An 18251-nucleotide genomic window follows, 5' to 3' on the forward strand; every position below is an offset into this window, starting at 1 on the left:
GGAAATGACGTCACAATGCCGTGTGCCCACCTACGTCATGCAGCAACGCAGCGAGATGATGGACTTCTATATTCGTGACAAGAAAGGTCGCCGCGCCGAGACCAGCCCGCATCGACACGAATACTTCCAGATCCAGATCAACCTCGGCGGCGACACGGTGCAGCACATTGGCAACGCGGTTCGTCCATTTCCGCGTAACGCGCTGGCATTCATCCTGCCGCACCGCGTGCACGTGATCCCGCATCCGGCGGACAGCAACTTCATGGTGATCAACTTTTCCCAGACCTTTCTGCTGCCGCATTTGCAGTGCGACCCGATGGATCTGGAGGAGGTATCAATTCTCCTGGCGCCCGAACTGTCGCCGTTCCGCTTTCAGGAGCATCTGGATTTCATACTGGGGGATGAGGACTTCAACGAGGTCTGTGGCTTGATCGAACAGATGCGCGGCCTGGACGAGAATCGTCAGTTCGGTACACGCGAAGTGCTCAAGGGATTGCTGCTGCAACTGGTAGGCAAGGTGTGCGTCCTGTATGCCGAACCGCTCAAGCGCCTGGCAGAAGAGAATGCCGCGCAAGCCAGTCGGCGGGATGCGCTGAGCCGGATGTTCGAGTATCTGCGCAAGAACATTGCCGACCCCGACCTCAATCTGATCAAGGTCGCGGCGGCGACCTATCTGTCACCGACCTATCTCACGCACTGGCTGCGCAAGGAAATCGGCAAGACCTTCACCGAGCTGGTGCTGGAACGCAGAATGCACGCGGCGCGCAATTACCTGCTCAATGGAACCCGGCCAGTGGGCGAGGTGGCGAGGCTGTGTGGGTTTGCGGATGAAGCTTATTTCTCCCGACGGTTTCGCCAGATCCACGGACAGCCACCTGGACAGTTCCGCCGTCGGCAACTGGACCCGGACACCCCGCAGTCACCTGTAGATACCTGATCGGCTAATGCGACGAAACATAAACAGAGGCCGACGACGGCGCAGGCAACGCATACGTTGCCTTCATCCACTCGATCTCCGCTTGCGGCGTTCGGCCGAAGAAGCGTTTGAACTCGCGACTGAACTGCGAAGCGCTTTCATAGCCGACGCTGAATGCCGCCGCTGAGGCAGTCATGGCATGGCGCAACATCAAAAGTCGCGCCTGATGCAGGCGCGTCGATTTCAGGTATTGCATGGGGGAGGCGTCCGTCACACTGCGAAAATGCAGGTGAAAACTGGGCACGCTCATGCTCGCCTCGCGCGCCAGTTGCTCGACGTCCAGACGCTCCTGATAGCTGCTGTGGATCTTGCGGATCGCCCGCGTCACCTTGCCGAAGTGCCCCTGTCGATTGAGTGCGGCTCGCATCGAGCCACCTTGTTCGCCAGTCAGGATGCGGTAATAGATTTCCCGCAACAGCGACGGCCCCAATATCTGCGCTTCACCCGCAATGCTCATGGCTTCGAGAAAGCGCAGCGTTGATGCGCGCAGGCGGTCGTCCATCGGCGAGGCGAACATGCCCTTGGGTAGCGCATCACTCGGGCCATGGACGTCATCCACTTGCTGCATCAACTCGCTGGCCACCTGGAAATCGAGTTGCATATAGATCGCAAGCATCGGCTCATCTTCAGAGGCGTCGGTCTCCATGGTGAAGGGGATCGGAACCGACACCACCAGGTAATGCTGGGCGTCATACACGTAGACGTCATCGCCCAGATACCCGCGCTTCTGGCCCTGACAGAGAATCACGATGCCGGGGTCGTACAGCACCGGCGTGCGGGTCAGTGGCCGGTTCGAGCGCAGGAAGCGCACGCCCTCCAGCGCGCTGAGGTTGTAGCCCTCGACCGGTGCCAGCGTTTCCATGAGCTGCACCATGCGCGAAGTGCTTGGGTCGGCCTGTTTCATCGGGTTCTCTCTGTGGGCCGTTCAATGGTCGGTGGAACGGGTCAGCGCTTCCCATTGATCGATCTCGCTGGCGGCGCTTTTCAGCTTGTCCCGCACCAGGCTCAATGCATCGCTGCCGAGCAACAGATGCGCCGGTGGAGCAGGGCTGGCGATGATCTGCAACATCGCCTGCGCCGCTTTGCGCGGATCGCCGAGCTGCTTGCCGCTCTTGTCTTCGCGCGCCTTGCGCACCGGATCGAAGCTGGCGTCATAGTCGGCGATGCTGCGGGGCGTGCGCTGCATCGAACGGCCGGCCCAGTCGGTCCGAAATGAACCCGGTGCGACGGCGGTCACGAAGATATTGAACGGCGCCAGTTCTTTGCTCAGGGTATCGGAGATGCCTTCGAGCGCAAACTTGCTGCCGCAGTAGTACGCGATACCCGGCATGGTGATTGTGCCGCCCATCGAGGTGATATTGAGAATATGACCCGCCCTCCGCTGGCGAAAGAACGGCACAAGCGCCTTGGTCACCGCGACCGCGCCGAACACATTCACGTCGAACTGGCGGCGCATGTCCTCCAGCGGCGACTCTTCGAAAATGCCTTCGTGACCGTAGCCGGCGTTGTTGACCAGCACATCGACCGGGCCGTGGGTCGCTTCGACAGTCGCCACGACGCCTTCGATGCGGTCGAAGTCCGTGACGTCCAGCAGCACGCCGTACGCATTATCGACAGAAAGAGCCTGAAAGGCTTGCAGGTCGGCTTCGTTGCGAACGGTGCCGATGACGCGGTGGCCGGCAGCCAGCGCTTCTTTGGCCAGCGCGTGGCCGAAGCCGCTGCTGACGCCGGTGATGAAGAGGGTTTTGGTGGTGATCATGACCGGCTCCCGTGAATGCGGTTTCAGCTCATGGTATCCATCGAAGGAACACTCACCTATGTCGGTTTGTCTTTGATCATTGCCTATTCCTATCAACGGGGCGACAAACGGCCAAAGAGCTTTTTGCGTTGCTCCGGGCATTCAGGCAGCAACAGATCCAATGTGCTGATATTTTTCCATTCTGCGCAACGCTCGCGAATAAAGAGGACGAAATGAAGAAATCAATGGACTGGCCCGCAGACGATAACGAGTTGGCGCAATTGCGCGCGTTCAACCGCAAGCTTGCCCGGCTGCCGCGCTTTCGCATCCGCAATCGCATCACCCCACGGGCGATTCAGTTGTTGTTGCGCCTAAGCCAATTGGGCGGCGCAAGAAAGTTGCTCAAGCACGGGCTTAAGGCCGAACGAAAAGTGGTGGGTGTCGACGGCGCGTCAGTGCCGGTGCGGATTATTCGGCCAAATACAAAGGCCAAAGGCGTAGTGCTGGATTTCCATGGCGGCGGCTGGGTCATCGGCAACGCGCAGATGAACGACCCCCTCAATATCGCCATGGTGAAAGCCTGCGATGTGGCAGTGGTCTCGGTCGACTATCGGCTTGTGGTCTCGACTCCGATCGAGGGCGTCATGCAGGACTGCCTCACGGCGGCCCGCTGGCTGCTGAGCGATGACTGCCGCGAGTTTGCGAACCTGCCCGTCATCGTCGTGGGCGAGTCGGCAGGCGGCCATCTCGCCGCCGCGACCCTGCTGCAACTCAAACAGTGGCCTGACCTGTTCGAACGGGTGAGCGGGGCGCTGCTGTATTACGGCGTCTATGACCTGACCGGAACCCCCAGCGTACGCAACGCCGGGCCCGATACCTTGCTGCTGGACGGGCCGGGAATGGTTGAAGCGCTGCAAATGCTCACGCCGGGATTGAACGATGAAGAACGCCGGCAGGCGCCGTTGTCACCGCTGTACGGTGACTTCACCGGTTTTCCGCCAGCGTTGATGTTTGCTGCGCAACTGGATCCGCTCAGGGATGACACGCTTGAGTTGGCTGAGCGTTGGGGGCGGGCGGCGGAAGTGGAGGTACATCTGTTGCCGGAAACGGCGCATGGGGTGATTCATTTTCCGCTGGGGTTGGCGGGGAGGGTGCTTGGGTATAGTCGTGCGTGGGTTGCGGGGCGGCTTGTTGAGGGGTGAGCCATCGACCCTCACTCAGCCGCCACCTTGAATTGCTCGAGAATAAGTTCAGCCAATGTCCTGACAGGCTCGGTGAAACTTCGCCGAGGCCTGTGCACCAGTCCGATATCACGATGGAACGTGTGTTGGCCGAGATCAAGCGCCCGCACACCTGACGGCCATTGCTGATGGGTGGCCGTCTGCGGCACGAGCGCGACCCCTACGCCATTTTCCACCAGCCTGATAATGGCCTCCAGCTCATCCAGCTCAGAGACTTCACGCAAAGTGAAATGCATCTGTCGCAGGAAACGATCGACCTGCCTGCCGCCGAATGAAGAGCGGTCATAGCGAATGAACGGCAGACTTGAGAGCAGTTCGATCCAGTCTTCTCCCGGTACGTCCTTGGGCACGATCAGACGGTAGGGTTCAAGCGCCAGTGTGGTCCAGCGCAGATCGCTTTGAAGCGAGAAGGGTGGCCGAATGATCGCTGCCATGTCGATTTCGCCGGTGTCCACCAGGTTCACCAGCTCCATGGAAAGACCGGGCACGACACGCGTTCGGCATTCCGGGCACTGTTGGTGAAACCTGGCGAGTGCGTCCGGGAGAAACGATCGCTGGACAGAGGCGATTGCGCCGACGTTGACCAGAATGCGGGTGGAAAGACCGACGGTGGTCGATCCCAGGTTGTCGTAAAGACGAAGCAGCTCCTGCGCCTGAAGCAGGACTTGCTGGCCCATCCTGTTGAGGTGGGCCGTGCGTCCTTTTCTGTCGAATATTTCAAAGCCGAGCTCGGCTTCCAGACGTTGAATCTGGGCGCTCACCGCCGCCTGGGTGAGGCCTATCCGGTTGCCGGCAGCCGCGAAAGTGCCTTCCCGGGCGACGGCAATGAGGGTCTTGAGTTCTTTGATCATTCACAAATATTAGTTGTGTTTCTGAGAAATATATATTGATTTTTTTGCTGTCAGTGTCGCCCTACGATGTGCTCACCAACCACAAAAATCGTATTGGAGTCCTGATGAGCCTTTCGCCATTCCACCTCGCCATCCCCGTTTACAACCTGGCTGCAGCCCGCACTTTTTACGGTGAGGTCTTTGGCCTGGAAGAGGGTCGTTCCAGTAACCAATGGGTCGATTTCAACTTTTACGGGCATCAACTGGTGATTCACGAACACCCGAAAACCGCGTCTCAGGAAAGCGTTCACAGCAACCCGGTCGACGGGCACGACGTTCCTGTTCCTCATTTCGGCATCATCCTGGGATGGGAAGAGTGGGAAGCGCTGGCAGAGCGCCTCAAGTCTTTCGGTACCGAATTTGTGATCGAACCTTACATTCGATTCAAAGGACAGGTTGGCGAGCAAGCCACGATGTTCCTGTTCGACCCTTGCGGCAATGCCCTCGAATTCAAGGCCTTCAAGGATATGAGCCAGCTCTTCGCCAAGTAAGAAACGCAATGGCACAACGGCGTTGTGCCATTTGATCTCAAATGAGCTGGAAGCTCATGACTCTAGCAACTGCCGAATTGATGCAGTCCTTTCATTCCAACAAGAAGGCTAGACATGAAACGTATTCCCCTGGTGTGGCAAATCGTTGCCGGGCTGTTGCTTGGCGTGCTCGTTGGTTGGTACTTCAACACCCATCCGCAGTATCAGTCGTGGGTCAGTGCGGAGATCCTGAAACCACTTGGCGATATCTTCATCAAGATGATGAAGATGGTGGTCGTGCCCATCGTGTTCTGTTGCATGATCCTGGGTATCGCCGGTGGCGGGGATAACAAGTCGTTCGGCCGGATGGGCATCAAGTCGCTGGGCTATTTCTTTGCGATCACCGGCCTGGCCATCGTGATCGGCCTGTGTTTCGCGAACCTCTTCGAACCCGGTACGGGCACCGATATTTCGGGCATCGCGCACGGTACTACCGCCATCACGATGGAGCCTTCGAAGGGCGCGCTCGTGATTATGCAAAACATCGTTCCGGATAACGTTCTGGTGGCGATGTCCGAGGCGAAGCTGCTTTCGGTGCTGTTCTTCGCGGTCTTGTTCGGTGTCGCGCTCAACGCATTGCCCAGGGAGAAAAGTGCACCTGTGGTTGCGCTGGTCCAAGGCATTTCAGATGCGATGTTCAGGATCGTCTCGATCGTCATGGCCTATGCCCCGATAGGGGTGTTCGGCATGATCGGTGCGACCGTCGCGACCTTCGGTTTTGCCTCGTTGTTGCCCCTGCTCAAGTTGATTGGTGTGGTTTATCTGGCGCTGATCGTCTTCGCATTGGTAGTGCTCGGAGGAATCAGTTACCTGATCGGCGAGAACATCTTCAAGTTGATCAGGTATTTCCGCGACGAGTTGATTCTCGCGTTCTCCAGTGCTGCCTCCGCAGCGGTCATGCCGCAGTTGATGAGCAAGCTGGAGAACTACGGGGTGCCACGGCGTATTGTCAGTTTTGTGGTGCCAGTGGGGTACGCGTTCAACCTTGATGGCGCGTCGATCTTCCTCGGGGTGGCGACAATCTTTATCGCCCAGCTTTATGGAATCGATCTGTCGCTTTCTCAGGAAATCCTGCTGGTGGTGACCATGGTGCTGACCTCCAAAGGTGCTGCCGGGGTGCCTGGATTCGCCATCGTCATCCTGTCGGCCACATTGGCGTCTGCCGGTCTTCCGCTGGAGGGCGTGGCACTGATTGCCGGCATCTTCAGGATTATCGACAGCGGCACCACCACCCTGAATGTGTTGGGCAATGCGATCGCGCCCCTGGTGATCGCCAAATGGGAGAGGGTGACTCTTGAGCCTTCGCGCACCCGCCCGGACGTACAAAAGGCCTGACGATCACAAGGAGCACCGACGGCGCTGCACGAGTAAACGCCTGCTGATGTACAGGCGATTTTTTTCATCAAGTTACTAGACGACCGGTCTGATATTGAAGGTATGCAACATGATTGATAACAGTCGCAACACGGATCTTTTTTCTCCCATGCAAATGGGCGCCCTGCAATTGACCAACCGGATTGTCATGGCGCCCGTGACCCGCAGCCGGATGGCTGAAGACGGCGTTCCGAACGAGTTGCACGCGACTTACTACGCACAGCGCGCGAGTGCCGGCTTGATCATTGCCGAAGCGACAAACATTTCGGCGCAGGGGCGTGGCTACGCCATGACGCCGGGGATCTGGTCGGACGCGCAGGTGGCGGGGTGGAAAAAAGTCACGGACGCCGTCCATGCCGCAGGTGGCAGGATTGTCAGCCAACTGTGGCACGTGGGGCGTTTTTCCAGCGTCGAGTTGCAGCCCGACCGCGCCGCTCCCGTTGCGCCCTCGGCGATCAAGGCAGAAGGCAGCACCTACACCGAGAACGGCTTTGTCGAAGTGTCGATGCCCCGGGCGCTGGAGACGTCGGAGATTCCCGGCATCATCGAGCAATACAAGCGCGCCGCTGAAAATGCCAGGCGTGCCGGTTTCGATGGCGTGGAGGTTCATTCGGCGAACAGCTATCTGCTCGACCAGTTTCTGCGTGACTCGACCAATCAGCGCACTGACCGGTATGGCGGCACCATTGAGAACCGCGCCCGACTGACGCTTGAAGTCACTGAAGCGGTGATTTCGATCTGGGGCAGTGACCGCGTCGGCATTCGCCTTTCGCCGGTCACGCCCGATGCCGGAAACACACCTCCCGACAGCAATGTCATGGCGACCTACGGATATCTGATTCAGCAGCTCAACCGGCTCAATCTGGCCTATCTGCACTTCGTCGAAGGCGCCACCGCGACCTCGCGCACGGTTCCTGATGGCGTTGATCTGGATGCATTGAGCGCGCAGTTCGAAGGCCCCTTCATCGGCAATAACAACTACGACCTCAAGATGGCACTGGAGCGCCGGGCGCAGGGCCGGATTGACGCGGTGGCGTTCGGGCGCCTGTTCATTTCCAACCCCGACCTCGTGGAGCGCCTGCGTCGGGGCACCGAACTGACCATCGCACCACGCGAGAGCTACTACGGCGGCGGCGCCAAGGGCTACACCGACTGGCCAGCGGCTGACCATTGATGTGTGCGCCCTGAACCGGATCGGCGCAGGGCGGCTTGATTGAAAAAACATCCACAGCAAACAGGAGTTCATCATGAGCCATCCAACTTACGTGCAGGAATACAACGCAATCGTCGAAGTGCTCAGCCAGTACAACGAAGGTGGAGCAAAGGCTGACAGCGCCTTGATGAAGCCCGCGTTCAATGCGCAGGCGACCATGTTCGGGGTTGACGACGGCAAGCTCGTCGGCGGCGCGATCCAGAATCTGTATGACGTCATCGACAGCGCGTTCCGTCCATCTCCCGAAGCCGAAGCCGCGATCGTTCGCATCGATATCGTCGGCACGGCTGCGAGTGCCCGGGTCGATACCGACAACGTGTCGGGGTTCCGTTTCACCGACTTCTTCAACCTGCTGAAGGTGGAAGGCAAGTGGACGATCGTCAGCAAGATCTACCACACCCACCCGAGCGTCTGAGCCCTCGTCGTCTGCCCCGGCAACACCGGGGCAGCACGGATTACGCCTGATCCATCGCCTCAGTCAGCCCCTGATCCTCACCCAGAAACCCGCCACTCTGGTGCTGCCAAAGCCGCGCATAGGTGCCGTTCTTGGCCAGCAGTTCGGTGTGGGTGCCTTGCTCGATGATGCGCCCTTCATCCATGACAATCAGTCGATCCATTGCCGCAATCGTCGACAGTCGATGCGCAATCGCGATCACGGTCTTGCCCTGCATCATTTCATCGAGGCTTTCCTGGATCGCGACTTCGACTTCGGAATCCAGGGCGCTTGTCGCTTCGTCCAGTAGAAGGATCGGCGCGTTCTTGAGCATCACCCGGGCAATGGCAATGCGCTGGCGTTGGCCACCGGAAAGCTTGATGCCGCGCTCGCCCACCAGCGTGTCGTAGCCGGTGTGGCCCTGGCGGTCGCTGAGCTGGTTGATGAAGCCGGCGGCCTGGGCGTTGGCCGCAGCACGCTGGATCTGTTCGTCGGTCGCGTCCGGTCGGCCGTAGGCGATGTTGTCGCGAATCGAGCGGTGCAGCAGGGACGTGTCCTGAGTGACCATGCCGATCGCGCTGCGCAGGCTGTCCTGTGTCACCCGCGCGATGTTTTGCCCGTCGATGCGAATCTCGCCGCGATCCACGTCATAGAAGCGCAGCAGCAGATTGATCAGAGTGGATTTACCGGCACCGGAACGGCCCACCAGACCGATTTTTTCCCCCGGTCGGATGCTCAGGCTCAAGCCGTCGAGCACCTGGCGTTCGCCGTTGTAGTTGAAGCTCACGTTGTCGAATTCCACGGCGCCGCCGGAAGGCACCAGCACGCCGGCGTCCGGCGCATCCTGGACCTTGGGGCCATGGGTCAGGGTGTCCATGCCGTCCTGCACGGTGCCGATGTTCTCGAACAGCGACGTCATCTGCCACATGATCCAGTGCGACATGCCATTGATGCGCAGCGCCATGGCCGTGATCGCCGCCACGGCCCCGGTGCCGACTTCGCCCTGATGCCACAGCCACAAGGCGTAGCCGCCGGCGCCCATGATCAGCCCGACCACCAGCGCCTGATTGACGATCTCGAACTGGCTGACCAGACGCATCTGGCGGAAACCGGTCTGCTTGAAATCCTCCATCGCCGCCCGCGCAAAATGCGCTTCACGTTTGGAGTGGGAGAACAGTTTGACGGTGGTGATGTTGGTGTAGGCGTCCGAAACCCGGCCCGTCATCGACGAGCGCGCATGGGCCTGCTCTTGTCCGACCTGGCCCAGACGGGGCACGAAGTACAGCATCGCCAGCCCGAACAGTACGACCCAGGCAATAAACGGCAGCATGAGTTTCAGGGCGAAGCCGCCGGCCAGGGCGATGATCGCAATGAAATAGACGCCGATACCCGGTGCGATTTCGATGACGGTGAACAGCACCTCGCGCACGGCCAGCGCCGTCTGCATCACCTTGGTCGTGACCCGACCGGAAAACTCGTCGGAAAAGAACGAAAGGCTCTGCCGTAGCATCAGCCGATGGAAATCCCAGCGCAGGCGCAGCGGCAGATTGATCGCCAGCACCTGGTGCTGAACCATCGTGCGCAGCGCCACCAGCCCGACGCTGGTCAGCAACACGATGCCGATGCCCCACAGCACGCGGCTCTCCTGGCCGTTCACATCGCCGCCGGCCTGCCAGGTCGAGAGCAGATCCACGACCTGACCCAAAAAGGAAAACAACCAGGCTTCGTAGATCGACACACCGGCACTGAGCAGCGCCAGCGCGAGGATATAACCGCGAGCACCGCGGGTGCAGGCCCACAGGAATCGCGCCAGACCGACCGGCGGTGGCGGCGCTTCGTCGGGCGGGAAGGGGTCGAGCCGTTGTTCAAACAGGCGAAGCATTGGGGGTCTCCGAAATCATCAGTTGCGGGGGATTCTGCCACTTATCGATCACATTGAGGGGCTGCAGGTTCAGCGCATGATCTTTTGAGGGAAAACCCTCATTGTTGTAACGCTGACGCCTTACTAGCATGAACTCCGACGTTGACCCACTCGATGGAGAGCACCATGGCTACCACGCAGACTGACGACAAGCGCCCAACCCCCGATCCGGCCGAGGACAATGCGTTTTTCCCCTCGCCGTATTCCCTCAGCCAGTTTACTTCGCCCAAATCCGATCTCAGTGATGCCGAGTACCCCAATCGTTACAAGGGCGGGCGCTGGAAGATTCTGATGATCGGCGCGGACGAGCGCTATCTGTTGACCGACAACGGCACGATGTTCTCCACAGGCAATCACCCGGTTGAAACGCTGCTGCCGATGTATCACCTGGACAAGGCCGGTTTCGGCTTCGATGTCGCGACGCTGTCGGGCAATCCGGTCAAGTTCGAATTCTGGGCCATGCCCTCCGAAGATGCCGAAGTGAAGGGCTTCTACGAGCAATATCGCGATCAGTTCAAGCGTCCGCTCAAGCTGTCCCAAGTGATCGAAGACGCGCTGGGCGAAAACTCGGACTACATCGGCGTGTTCATTCCCGGCGGGCACGGTGCGCTGATCGGCCTGCCGGAAAGCGAGGACGTGAAAAAGATCCTGCAATGGGCCGTCGCCAAGGACAAATTTGTCATTACCCTGTGCCACGGCCCGGCGGCGTTGCTGGCGGCCGGCCTCGGTGAAACAAAAGATTCATGCATCTTCAACGGTTACCGGATCTGCGCCTTTCCCGATGCGCTGGACGCGACAACCCCCGACATCGGTTACATGCCCGGCCACCTGACCTGGAAGTTCGGCGAGCAGTTGCAGGCGCTCGGTGTGGAAATCACTAACCAGGACATTTCCGGGGCCACGCTTCAGGATCGCAAATTGCTGACCGGTGACAGTCCGCTGGCGGGCAACGCACTGGGCAAACTGGCGGCGGCAGCGCTTCTGAAAGAGGTCATGTCGGGGTGAGCTCCGGACCTGCCGAGGCACTCTTGCGCGCCGCTCTCGACATCGAGGCGGCGCAAACGCTGGTGGCGATCCAGAAGGCCGTTCGCGGTTTCGCCGGGGCCTATGGTTACGATCGGTTCGTCCTGTTCTCCGCCACCTCGGCGTCGGAGGACGTGGTCGAGCGCATTTACTGGGTGGAAGGCGACTGGTTCGGCGACGGCATCGCTGTCGACGCCGAGACCTACGTTCAGCGCTGCCCCGTGACTCGCCACCTGCTGGACACCCGCGAATCGTTCTTCTGGAGCAAGGTGCAGGAGCAGAGCGGCGAACTGTATCGGCTGGTTCGCGTGCCAAGCGGCCCGGGCGTGCATGGCTTGCAGATTCCGATCTTCGGCCCGCAAGGGCTTGAAGGCGCCATGAGCCTGGGTGGCGAACAGATCGATGCCTCGGCGCGGGTTCGTCTGGCGCTGAGCATGCTCGCCTCGGTGGCGTTTTTCTCCGCCCGACGCTTGCTCGAAGCGCCGCTGGATGAGACGGCCGGAAAACTCTCGACCCGCGAGCGCGAAGTGCTGGCGTGGGTTGCTGCCGGTCGCCGGCAGGCCGACATCGCCGCCACACTCGGCTTGTCCGGGCGCACGGTGGAAAATCACCTGCGTTCGGCGCGTCGGCATCTGGGCGTGGCCACCACCGCCCAAGCAATCAAGATTGCCATTCGCAAGGGTGAAATAAAGGGGTGAGGTTCTCACTCTGCCGGTGCCGTGCTTGAACGGCGGTGCAAAACTCCTATGATGCAAAGGGCCTGCGCCGGCTGTCTGCAACCGGCTTCGCCCCCTACGTTTTTTAGAGAGATCGATCCTCGTGGAGTCTTTTCCGGACGCATTGCACGAATCCCTCACGACCCAATTCATTTTCGGTCCTTTCTGCGTCGTTCCAGGCAAACGGCTGCTGACCCGCAACGGGGTGGCGGTCGAGATCGGCGGGCGGGCGCTGGATCTGTTGATCGCCTTGCTCGAGCAGCCGGGGCGGGTGCTGTCCAAGTACGACCTGATCGACAAGGTGTGGCCCGACAGTGTGGTGGCCGAAGGCAGTCTGCGTTTCCATATGACCGGCCTGCGGCGGATTCTTGGCGATGGCGAGGAGCAGGCACGTTACATCGCGACCCAGGTGGGCGTGGGGTATGCCTTCGTCGCGCCGCTGGAAAGAAAACAGACCGCTGTGCACCCGGCGCCCATCGCTACCCGAGCCACAGAGGGCGTCTGCAGTCTGCCGCCACGGGCCAGACTGATCGGCCGCGAAACCGATCTGCAACTGGTCATCGACCATATGCAGCAACCGAGGTTGTTCACCATCGTCGGCCCCGGCGGCGTCGGCAAGACCAGCCTGGCCATCGAAGTGGCGCACCGCATCGCCGCCCAAGGCTATGAGCGCGTCAGCTTCGTCGATCTGGCACAAGTGGAAGACTGCGCGCTGGTGCCATCGGCACTGGCCCGATCGCTGGACATCCCGGTGCAGGCGGAAGACCCGATGTTTGTCCTGCTCGCACATTTGCGCGAGCAGCGGTTGATGCTGGTGATCGACAATTGCGAACACCTGATCGACGCGGTCTCGATCCTTCTGGAACAGATCAGCGACACCGCGCCGGATGTCGGGGTTCTGGCGACCAGTCGCGAACCGCTGCGGGTACGTGGCGAATACGTGCACTGGCTCAATCCGCTGGAATTTCCCCGTGAGCCCCAACACCTTTGCGTTGAAGAATTGCTGGCATTCCCGGCCATCAAGCTGTTTGTCGAACGTGCATCGTCGAGCAATGCGGCGCTGTTGCTGGAAGCGGACGGAGGGCAAATGATTGCGGACATTTGCCAGCGGCTGGAGGGCATGGCGCTGCCGATCGAACTGGCGGCGATGCGGGTCGCCAGTCATGGATTGAAGGCCACCCATGCACTGCTCGGCGAGCGTTTTTCGCTGGGCTGGTCGGGACGCAGGACGGCGGTGCCGCGCCATCAGACCCTGCGTGCCATGCTCGACTGGAGTTATGACCTGCTGTCGCCGCAAGAGCGCTTGGCGCTGGAGCGATTTTCGGTCTTCGTCGGGCCATTTTCCCAGGAAGCCGCCGCGCAGGTAGTTGCCGAATCGCAACACGAAAGCGCCACAACGGCCGCGATCCTCGATGATCTGGTGTGCAAGGGACTGGTCACGGTCGATCACAGTGACTCGACGGATTCGTATCGCTTGCTGGAGATGACGCGCGCCTACGCCCGGGAGAAATTGACAGCGCGGGGAGAGGCCGAGGTCAATGCGCTGGCGTTCCGCCACGCGGCGTTTTACATGGATTTGCTCGGGCATCTCGGGACTTCCCCCGAGGAGATTTTCCGTCACTCGGCGCGTCTCGCCAGCCAGTTGGGCAATGTTCGCGGTGCGCTGGAATGGAGCTTCGGGCCCCATGGCGATCCCGGGCTGGCGTTGCCGCTGGCGGCTGCGAGCGCGCCGTTGTTCCTGCATTTTTCCTTGCTGGTCGAGTGCCGCACCTGGTGCTCCCGGGCGGTGGAACTGCTGGAGCTGGGTTACTACGGCACGCCGACCGAAATGGAATTGCAAGCCGCACTCGGCCTGGTCCTGATGTTCACCCGAGGCAACAGCGAAGCCGCGGAAAAGGCCTTGCTCCGGGCGCAGGACATCGCCGTCGCGTTGAACGACTACGGCTCCCAGCTGAGGTTGCTGGGGCGTCTGCAGATCTTCTACGAGCGCATCGGTGATTTCCCTTCGTCGTTGGCCTGGGCGGAGCAGGCGGCCGTAGTCGGCAATATCCTCAACGAGCCTGCCGCCATCGCGATTGCCTCATCGCTGACCGGCATCTCCCATCACTTGCTCGGCAACCAGCGTCTGGCCCGCCAGGAACTGGAAAGCTCGCTGCGCAACAGCTTGCCGTCCCATCCCAGCAACACGATTTACTACGGCTTCGATCACCGCAATCGCACGGGGCTGGCGCTGGCGCGCTCGCTGTGGCTGCTGGGCTATCCCGACCAGGCGCGGCGCTGGGCCGAGCAGATTGAGGCCGAAGCGTCGGCGTTGCAGCATCCGGTCACCTACTGCATCGCCATGGTCTGGATCTTGTGCATCTATATCTGGACCGGTGATCTGGCGAAGGCCACCGCGAGCCTTGAGCGGTTCCGCGCCATCGCCGAAACCAACGCGCTTGGCCCTTACATTGCCGCGTGCCACGGGTTGCGCGCGGCGATCGCCATCCGCGCCGAGGAGCCGGGGGATGCAGTTGCCATGCTGGAAGAAAGTCTGGCGCGGTTGCGCAGCATGCGTTACGAACTGCTCACGACCTCATTTGAAATCGCACTGGCCGAAGGCCTGATGCTGGTGGGCCAACACCCAAAGGCACTGACCCTGGTTGACGGCACCATCGCTCACTGCCGGCAAAGCGGTGATGCCTTTGCGCTGCCGGAGTTACTGCGGATCAAGGCCGGTATTCTCAAAGTGATTCAGGCCGACGATGTTCAGGCCATGCTGGCGGTTCTTGAGGATTCCATTGCGCTGAGCCGCGAGCAGGGCGCCTGGGCGTGGGAGTTGCGGTCATCGATGGATCTGGCCCGGTTCTGGCTGGAACAGGGTCAACCGGATCAGGCCCGGGCGTTGCTCGGTGCCTGCCGCGAGCGGGCGTCGGAAGGCTTCGACAGCCTTGATCTGCGTCGGCTGGAAAGCTTCTGGCAGAGACTGCCCGCTACTCCGGCGTAATCAGTGCCGCCATTTTCACCAGGTCCGCCAGCGAACGGGCCTTCATCTTGCGCATCACTTTGCCGCGATGGGCCTTCACGGTGATTTCGCTGATGTTGAGGTCGGCGGCAATCAGTTTGTTGAGTCGCCCGCTGACCACCGAAGCCATGATTTCCTGCTCGCGCGGCGTCAGGGTCTTGTAAGCCTCAAGCAGTGCACGCAGATTCTTTTCTCCCTCCAGCGCCACGCGACTGCTTTGCAGCGCATCGGCCATGGCGCCGAGAATCACGTCGTCGTTGAACGGCTTGGTCAGAAACTCCACCGCACCGGCCTTCAAGGCCCGCACCGTGCGCGGAATATCGCCGTACCCGGTGATGAAGATGATCGGCATGTTGTAGCGTTCGTCGGCCAGGGCGGTCTGCAGGTCCAGGCCGCTCAGGTCGGGCAAGTTGATGTCCAGCACCAGGCAACTGGGCACCAGCGCTCTGGGCGCGTCGAGAAAATCCTGCGCCGACTCGAACAGCCGTGGCTGCCAACCGGCGAAGCGGATCATCAGTTCCAGCGACTCGCGCACGGAAATGTCGTCATCGACAACGAATACGACGGGCGTGACCTCACTCATCGGTAATGCTCCACGGGAAGGGGCGATTGCGTTGTTCGCGTTCAACATGTCGATTCCTTGTTCTGTTCGGCTTCACGCTCAGTCGAGGGGCAGGGCGGCGCTCAGGGCCTTGAGCAATTGGGCTTCGCTGAAGGGTTTGAACAGGCACTCCACGGCGCCACCGTTCAGCAGCTTCGCCTGTTCGCTGGCGTCGCCGTGCGCGGTGATGAAAATCACCGGAATGCGATAGTCACGCCGCAGCAGCTCGCGTTGCAGATCCGGGCCCGACATCCCCGGCATGGCCACGTCGAGAATCAGGCAATGGGTCAGGTCCAGATAGGGCGATGCCAGAAACGCCTGCGCTGAGGCAAACGCCTGGACGGCAAAGCCGAACTCCTTGATCAGGTCCGGCAGGGATTCACGAACCGATTCGTCGTCATCGACCACCGATACGAGCAAATGCGTACCCATCAATCATTCTCCACGGTGTGATCGGCGAGGTCGCGGTTAGCGGTTTGCGGCAAGTCCGTCGAATTCGGGATGGCAAAGGTAAACGTCGCACCCGGTCCGTCGTTGGCGCTGGCCCAGAGTTTGCCGTCGTGGCGTTCGATGATCGAGCGACTGATGGACAGACCGACGCCCATGCCCGAGCTTTTGGTGGTGTAGAACGCATTGAAAATGCGTTCGATGTCCTGCGGATCGACGCCGTTGCCGCTGTCCTTCACCGCCAGGTAAACGCTCTCGTCCGCGCCAAGCCCGGTGCTGACGATCAATTGCCGGGGCCGGCCGTGGACCGCACTCATGGCCTCGGCGGCATTCATGATCAGGTTGAGGATCACCTGCTGCAGCTGGACCCGGTCGCCTCTGACCAGCGGCAGGGTTTCGGCAAATTGCGGATGCAGCACCACGCCGTTGCGTTGCAGTTCGCCCAGCAGCATGGCGATGACTTCCCGTGCCGCGTCATTCAGATTGACGTCCTCGATCGTGATGCTTTTTTTCGAGAACAGCGCCCGCAGTCGATTGATCACATCGGCTGCGCGATTGCCGTCGCGAATGGTGCGGCGCGCGGTTTCTCTGGCGCCATCGACATTCGGTGGGTCCGCACCGAGCATTCGCAGGCAGGTGCTGGCGTTGGTGATGATGCCGGCCAGCGGTTGATTGACCTCGTGGGCTATCGACGCCGTGACGGCGCCGAGGCTGGCGACTCTGGCCAGGTGCGTCAGCTCCGAGCGCGCCTTGCTCAAGACCTCTTCGGCGAGCCGGCGCTGGGTGATGTCCTGCAGGGCAGCAATGTATTCGAAACCGTCCGGCGCATGGGCGATCGAGTGCGCCACCAGCCGCACGTATTTCACCGTGCCGTCGGGCATCAGCAGCCGATGTTCGTGTTCGAAGTCGCGCCCCTTGCGACGTTGGCGCTTGATCATCTCCCGATGGCTGGAGATGTCGTCCGGGTGCACGCGGCGATAGATCGCCTCGAAACCTGGCGGCGTGTCCGGGTCCAGTTCAAGGATGCGGTAGACCTCGTCCGACCAGGTGATTTCGTCGGTGCTCACCCGCCAGGAAAACGTACCGGTGGCGCTCAGGCGTTGGGCCTTGGCCAGAAAGACTTCCGCCCGTTTACGGTCTTCGATGTCGGTGTTCTCGCCATACCAGCGCACGACCCGCCCCGTATCGTCGCGCTGGGGCACGGCGCGAATCAGAAACCAGCGGTAAACGCCGTCGAAGCGTTTCAGTCGAGCCTCGTATTCGCCGGCGCTGCCCGATTGCAGAAGCGCTTGCCAATAGCCTGCCAGCCCTGGTGCGTCGTCCGGGTGGATGGACGCTGTCCAGCCATCACCGCAGGCTTGTTCGAGGGACATGCCGGTGTAATCGCACCAGCGTTGATTGACGAAACCGACGCTGCCTTCCGGCGAGGCACTCCAGACAAAACCGGGAACGGCGTCGATGATCCCGCGCAGGCGTTCTTCCGACGCACTGACTTCGGCCAGAGCACTGGCGATCAAGGCCTTGTCCCGTCGGCGCTCATCAATATCGACTTGCAGCACGCACCAGCGCGTAATCTGGCCTTCGCTGTCTCTGATCGGCAGGCCGCGCACATGGAACCAGCGATAGACACCGTCGGCGCGACGAATGCGATGCTCGATCTCGTAGGGGGTGCCGGTGCTGACTGAATGCATCCAGGCGGCGATGACCGAGGGCAGGTCGTCCGGGTGCACGGTTTCGCCGGCCTGCCATTTTTTCAGTTCATGGAGAGGGGCGCCGATGTAGTCCATGATTTGCCGATTGACCTGTTCCAGTTCACCGGACGGCGTCATGAAGGCGACCATGGCCGGGATGCTGTCGATGATCGAGTCGCCCCCCGGCGCCGGCATGACCGCGTCACCCGCGCGGCCTGGACCGTCCTCGATGACGCGCTCCTGCTCGTTCGTCATACCGATTCTCATTGTGTGCAGTCACCGTTGAACAAAGATGCGCCTTCTGCTGGCACTCGCCCATCATACTTTGGTGTCGCCCGTAGCGAATATCTGCTGCCATCGCGCACTGCGACGGACATCGCAGTGGCGCATTTGTAAGCCACTGTATCTACGGCCCCTCTAGCCATACAAGCATGCACAGCGCCCGGTTGGCGA

The 18251-nt window shown here is 60.8% G+C and carries 16 protein-coding genes; 9 read left to right on the forward strand and 7 right to left on the reverse strand.

Going from position 1 to position 18251, the window contains the following annotated elements; translation table 11 throughout:
• The first annotated feature begins 4 nt into the window (after nt 1–4).
• The gene (locus ACTJK7_RS16090) at nt 5–937 is read left to right on the forward strand and encodes a helix-turn-helix transcriptional regulator (protein ID WP_064382039.1); all 933 of its coding nucleotides are present in this window, start codon (nt 5–7) and stop codon (nt 935–937) included.
• 4 nt (nt 938–941) lie between these two features.
• On the opposite strand, the gene ACTJK7_RS16095 is transcribed toward ACTJK7_RS16090, so the two are convergent.
• Entirely contained in the window at nt 942–1880 is a 939-nt protein-coding gene (locus ACTJK7_RS16095) for an AraC family transcriptional regulator (RefSeq protein ID WP_108561330.1), read from the reverse strand.
• Nucleotides 1881–1901: 21 nt separating this feature from the next.
• Nucleotides 1902–2735 (reverse strand): oxidoreductase, encoded by an 834-nt coding sequence (locus ACTJK7_RS16100; RefSeq protein ID WP_440780575.1) that lies wholly within the window; start codon nt 2733–2735, stop codon nt 1902–1904.
• Between the two features lie 212 nt (nt 2736–2947).
• Between ACTJK7_RS16100 and ACTJK7_RS16105 the strand changes: the two genes are divergently transcribed.
• Complete coding sequence (locus ACTJK7_RS16105; RefSeq protein WP_440780574.1) at nt 2948–3916, forward strand: alpha/beta hydrolase; 969 nt, start codon at nt 2948–2950, stop codon at nt 3914–3916.
• An 11-nt stretch (nt 3917–3927) separates the two neighbouring features.
• Here ACTJK7_RS16105 and ACTJK7_RS16110 read toward each other — a convergent pair whose 3' ends face one another.
• Nucleotides 3928–4806, reverse strand: coding sequence for a LysR substrate-binding domain-containing protein (locus ACTJK7_RS16110; RefSeq protein WP_011333667.1), 879 nt, complete (start codon nt 4804–4806; stop codon nt 3928–3930).
• Between the two features lie 104 nt (nt 4807–4910).
• Here ACTJK7_RS16110 and ACTJK7_RS16115 point away from each other — a divergent pair, with 104 nt between their 5' ends.
• The 4 genes from ACTJK7_RS16115 to ACTJK7_RS16130 all read left to right on the forward strand — a co-directional run bounded on the left by ACTJK7_RS16115 (nt 4911) and on the right by ACTJK7_RS16130 (nt 8377).
• A complete protein-coding gene (locus ACTJK7_RS16115) occupies nt 4911–5336 on the forward strand; it encodes a VOC family protein (protein ID WP_011333668.1) in 426 nt (141 codons plus the stop codon).
• 114 nt (nt 5337–5450) lie between these two features.
• Nucleotides 5451–6710 carry a cation:dicarboxylate symporter family transporter gene (locus ACTJK7_RS16120; protein WP_440780573.1) on the forward strand — a complete coding sequence of 420 codons (1260 nt, stop codon included), beginning with the start codon at nt 5451–5453 and terminating at the stop codon, nt 6708–6710.
• 109 nt (nt 6711–6819) lie between these two features.
• Nucleotides 6820–7923 (forward strand): alkene reductase, encoded by a 1104-nt coding sequence (locus tag ACTJK7_RS16125; RefSeq protein ID WP_108561338.1) that lies wholly within the window; start codon nt 6820–6822, stop codon nt 7921–7923.
• 73 nt (nt 7924–7996) lie between these two features.
• On the forward strand, nt 7997–8377 hold the full coding sequence (locus tag ACTJK7_RS16130) for a nuclear transport factor 2 family protein (RefSeq protein ID WP_108561343.1): 381 nt from the start codon (nt 7997–7999) through the stop codon (nt 8375–8377).
• 40 nt (nt 8378–8417) lie between these two features.
• On the opposite strand, the gene ACTJK7_RS16135 is transcribed toward ACTJK7_RS16130, so the two are convergent.
• On the reverse strand, nt 8418–10277 hold the full coding sequence (locus tag ACTJK7_RS16135; protein ID WP_108561346.1) for an ABC transporter ATP-binding protein: 1860 nt from the start codon (nt 10275–10277) through the stop codon (nt 8418–8420).
• Nucleotides 10278–10442: 165 nt separating this feature from the next.
• Between ACTJK7_RS16135 and hchA the strand changes: the two genes are divergently transcribed.
• From hchA to ACTJK7_RS16150, 3 genes are all read left to right on the forward strand, one after another.
• A complete protein-coding gene (gene hchA / locus ACTJK7_RS16140) occupies nt 10443–11321 on the forward strand; it encodes a glyoxalase III HchA (RefSeq protein WP_108561349.1) in 879 nt (292 codons plus the stop codon).
• A complete protein-coding gene (locus ACTJK7_RS16145; protein ID WP_108561351.1) occupies nt 11318–12037 on the forward strand; it encodes a PA1136 family autoinducer-binding transcriptional regulator in 720 nt (239 codons plus the stop codon). The genes hchA and ACTJK7_RS16145 overlap by 4 nt, the downstream gene beginning before the upstream one ends.
• 121 nt (nt 12038–12158) lie before the next feature.
• On the forward strand, nt 12159–15041 hold the full coding sequence (locus ACTJK7_RS16150; protein ID WP_108561354.1) for an ATP-binding protein: 2883 nt from the start codon (nt 12159–12161) through the stop codon (nt 15039–15041).
• On the opposite strand, the gene ACTJK7_RS16155 is transcribed toward ACTJK7_RS16150, so the two are convergent.
• From ACTJK7_RS16155 to ACTJK7_RS16165, 3 genes are all read right to left on the reverse strand, one after another.
• Nucleotides 15028–15642 carry a response regulator transcription factor gene (locus tag ACTJK7_RS16155; protein WP_108561357.1) on the reverse strand — a complete coding sequence of 205 codons (615 nt, stop codon included), beginning with the start codon at nt 15640–15642 and terminating at the stop codon, nt 15028–15030. The genes ACTJK7_RS16150 and ACTJK7_RS16155 overlap by 14 nt on opposite strands.
• A 78-nt stretch (nt 15643–15720) precedes the next feature.
• Nucleotides 15721–16092: a response regulator gene (locus ACTJK7_RS16160; RefSeq protein ID WP_064382027.1), complete on the reverse strand. Its 372-nt coding sequence runs from the start codon at nt 16090–16092 to the stop codon at nt 15721–15723.
• Nucleotides 16092–18053: a PAS domain-containing sensor histidine kinase gene (locus ACTJK7_RS16165; RefSeq protein WP_234420614.1), complete on the reverse strand. Its 1962-nt coding sequence runs from the start codon at nt 18051–18053 to the stop codon at nt 16092–16094. The genes ACTJK7_RS16160 and ACTJK7_RS16165 overlap by 1 nt, the downstream gene beginning before the upstream one ends.
• Nucleotides 18054–18251: the final 198 nt, after the last annotated feature.

This window comes from Pseudomonas sp. 22085 (genome assembly GCF_052045815.1).
GTDB lineage: Bacteria > Pseudomonadota > Gammaproteobacteria > Pseudomonadales > Pseudomonadaceae > Aquipseudomonas > Aquipseudomonas glycinae.

What these genes read in the sequence shown, in the direction of transcription:
- ACTJK7_RS16160 (WP_064382027.1), bottom strand. Translation starts at nt 16,092, where the DNA reads ATGGGTACGCATTTGCTCGTATCGGTGGTCGATGACGACGAATCGGTT.
- ACTJK7_RS16165 (WP_234420614.1), bottom strand. Translation starts at nt 18,053, where the DNA reads ATGACGAACGAGCAGGAGCGCGTCATCGAGGACGGTCCAGGCCGCGCG.
- ACTJK7_RS16135 (WP_108561346.1), bottom strand. Translation starts at nt 10,277, where the DNA reads ATGCTTCGCCTGTTTGAACAACGGCTCGACCCCTTCCCGCCCGACGAA.
- ACTJK7_RS16100 (WP_440780575.1), bottom strand. Translation starts at nt 2,735, where the DNA reads ATGATCACCACCAAAACCCTCTTCATCACCGGCGTCAGCAGCGGCTTC.
- ACTJK7_RS16130 (WP_108561343.1), top strand. Translation starts at nt 7,997, where the DNA reads ATGAGCCATCCAACTTACGTGCAGGAATACAACGCAATCGTCGAAGTG.
- ACTJK7_RS16090 (WP_064382039.1), top strand. Translation starts at nt 5, where the DNA reads ATGACGTCACAATGCCGTGTGCCCACCTACGTCATGCAGCAACGCAGC.
- ACTJK7_RS16125 (WP_108561338.1), top strand. Translation starts at nt 6,820, where the DNA reads ATGATTGATAACAGTCGCAACACGGATCTTTTTTCTCCCATGCAAATG.
- ACTJK7_RS16105 (WP_440780574.1), top strand. Translation starts at nt 2,948, where the DNA reads ATGAAGAAATCAATGGACTGGCCCGCAGACGATAACGAGTTGGCGCAA.
- ACTJK7_RS16115 (WP_011333668.1), top strand. Translation starts at nt 4,911, where the DNA reads ATGAGCCTTTCGCCATTCCACCTCGCCATCCCCGTTTACAACCTGGCT.
- ACTJK7_RS16120 (WP_440780573.1), top strand. Translation starts at nt 5,451, where the DNA reads ATGAAACGTATTCCCCTGGTGTGGCAAATCGTTGCCGGGCTGTTGCTT.
- ACTJK7_RS16095 (WP_108561330.1), bottom strand. Translation starts at nt 1,880, where the DNA reads ATGAAACAGGCCGACCCAAGCACTTCGCGCATGGTGCAGCTCATGGAA.
- ACTJK7_RS16155 (WP_108561357.1), bottom strand. Translation starts at nt 15,642, where the DNA reads ATGAGTGAGGTCACGCCCGTCGTATTCGTTGTCGATGACGACATTTCC.
- hchA (WP_108561349.1), top strand. Translation starts at nt 10,443, where the DNA reads ATGGCTACCACGCAGACTGACGACAAGCGCCCAACCCCCGATCCGGCC.
- ACTJK7_RS16110 (WP_011333667.1), bottom strand. Translation starts at nt 4,806, where the DNA reads ATGATCAAAGAACTCAAGACCCTCATTGCCGTCGCCCGGGAAGGCACT.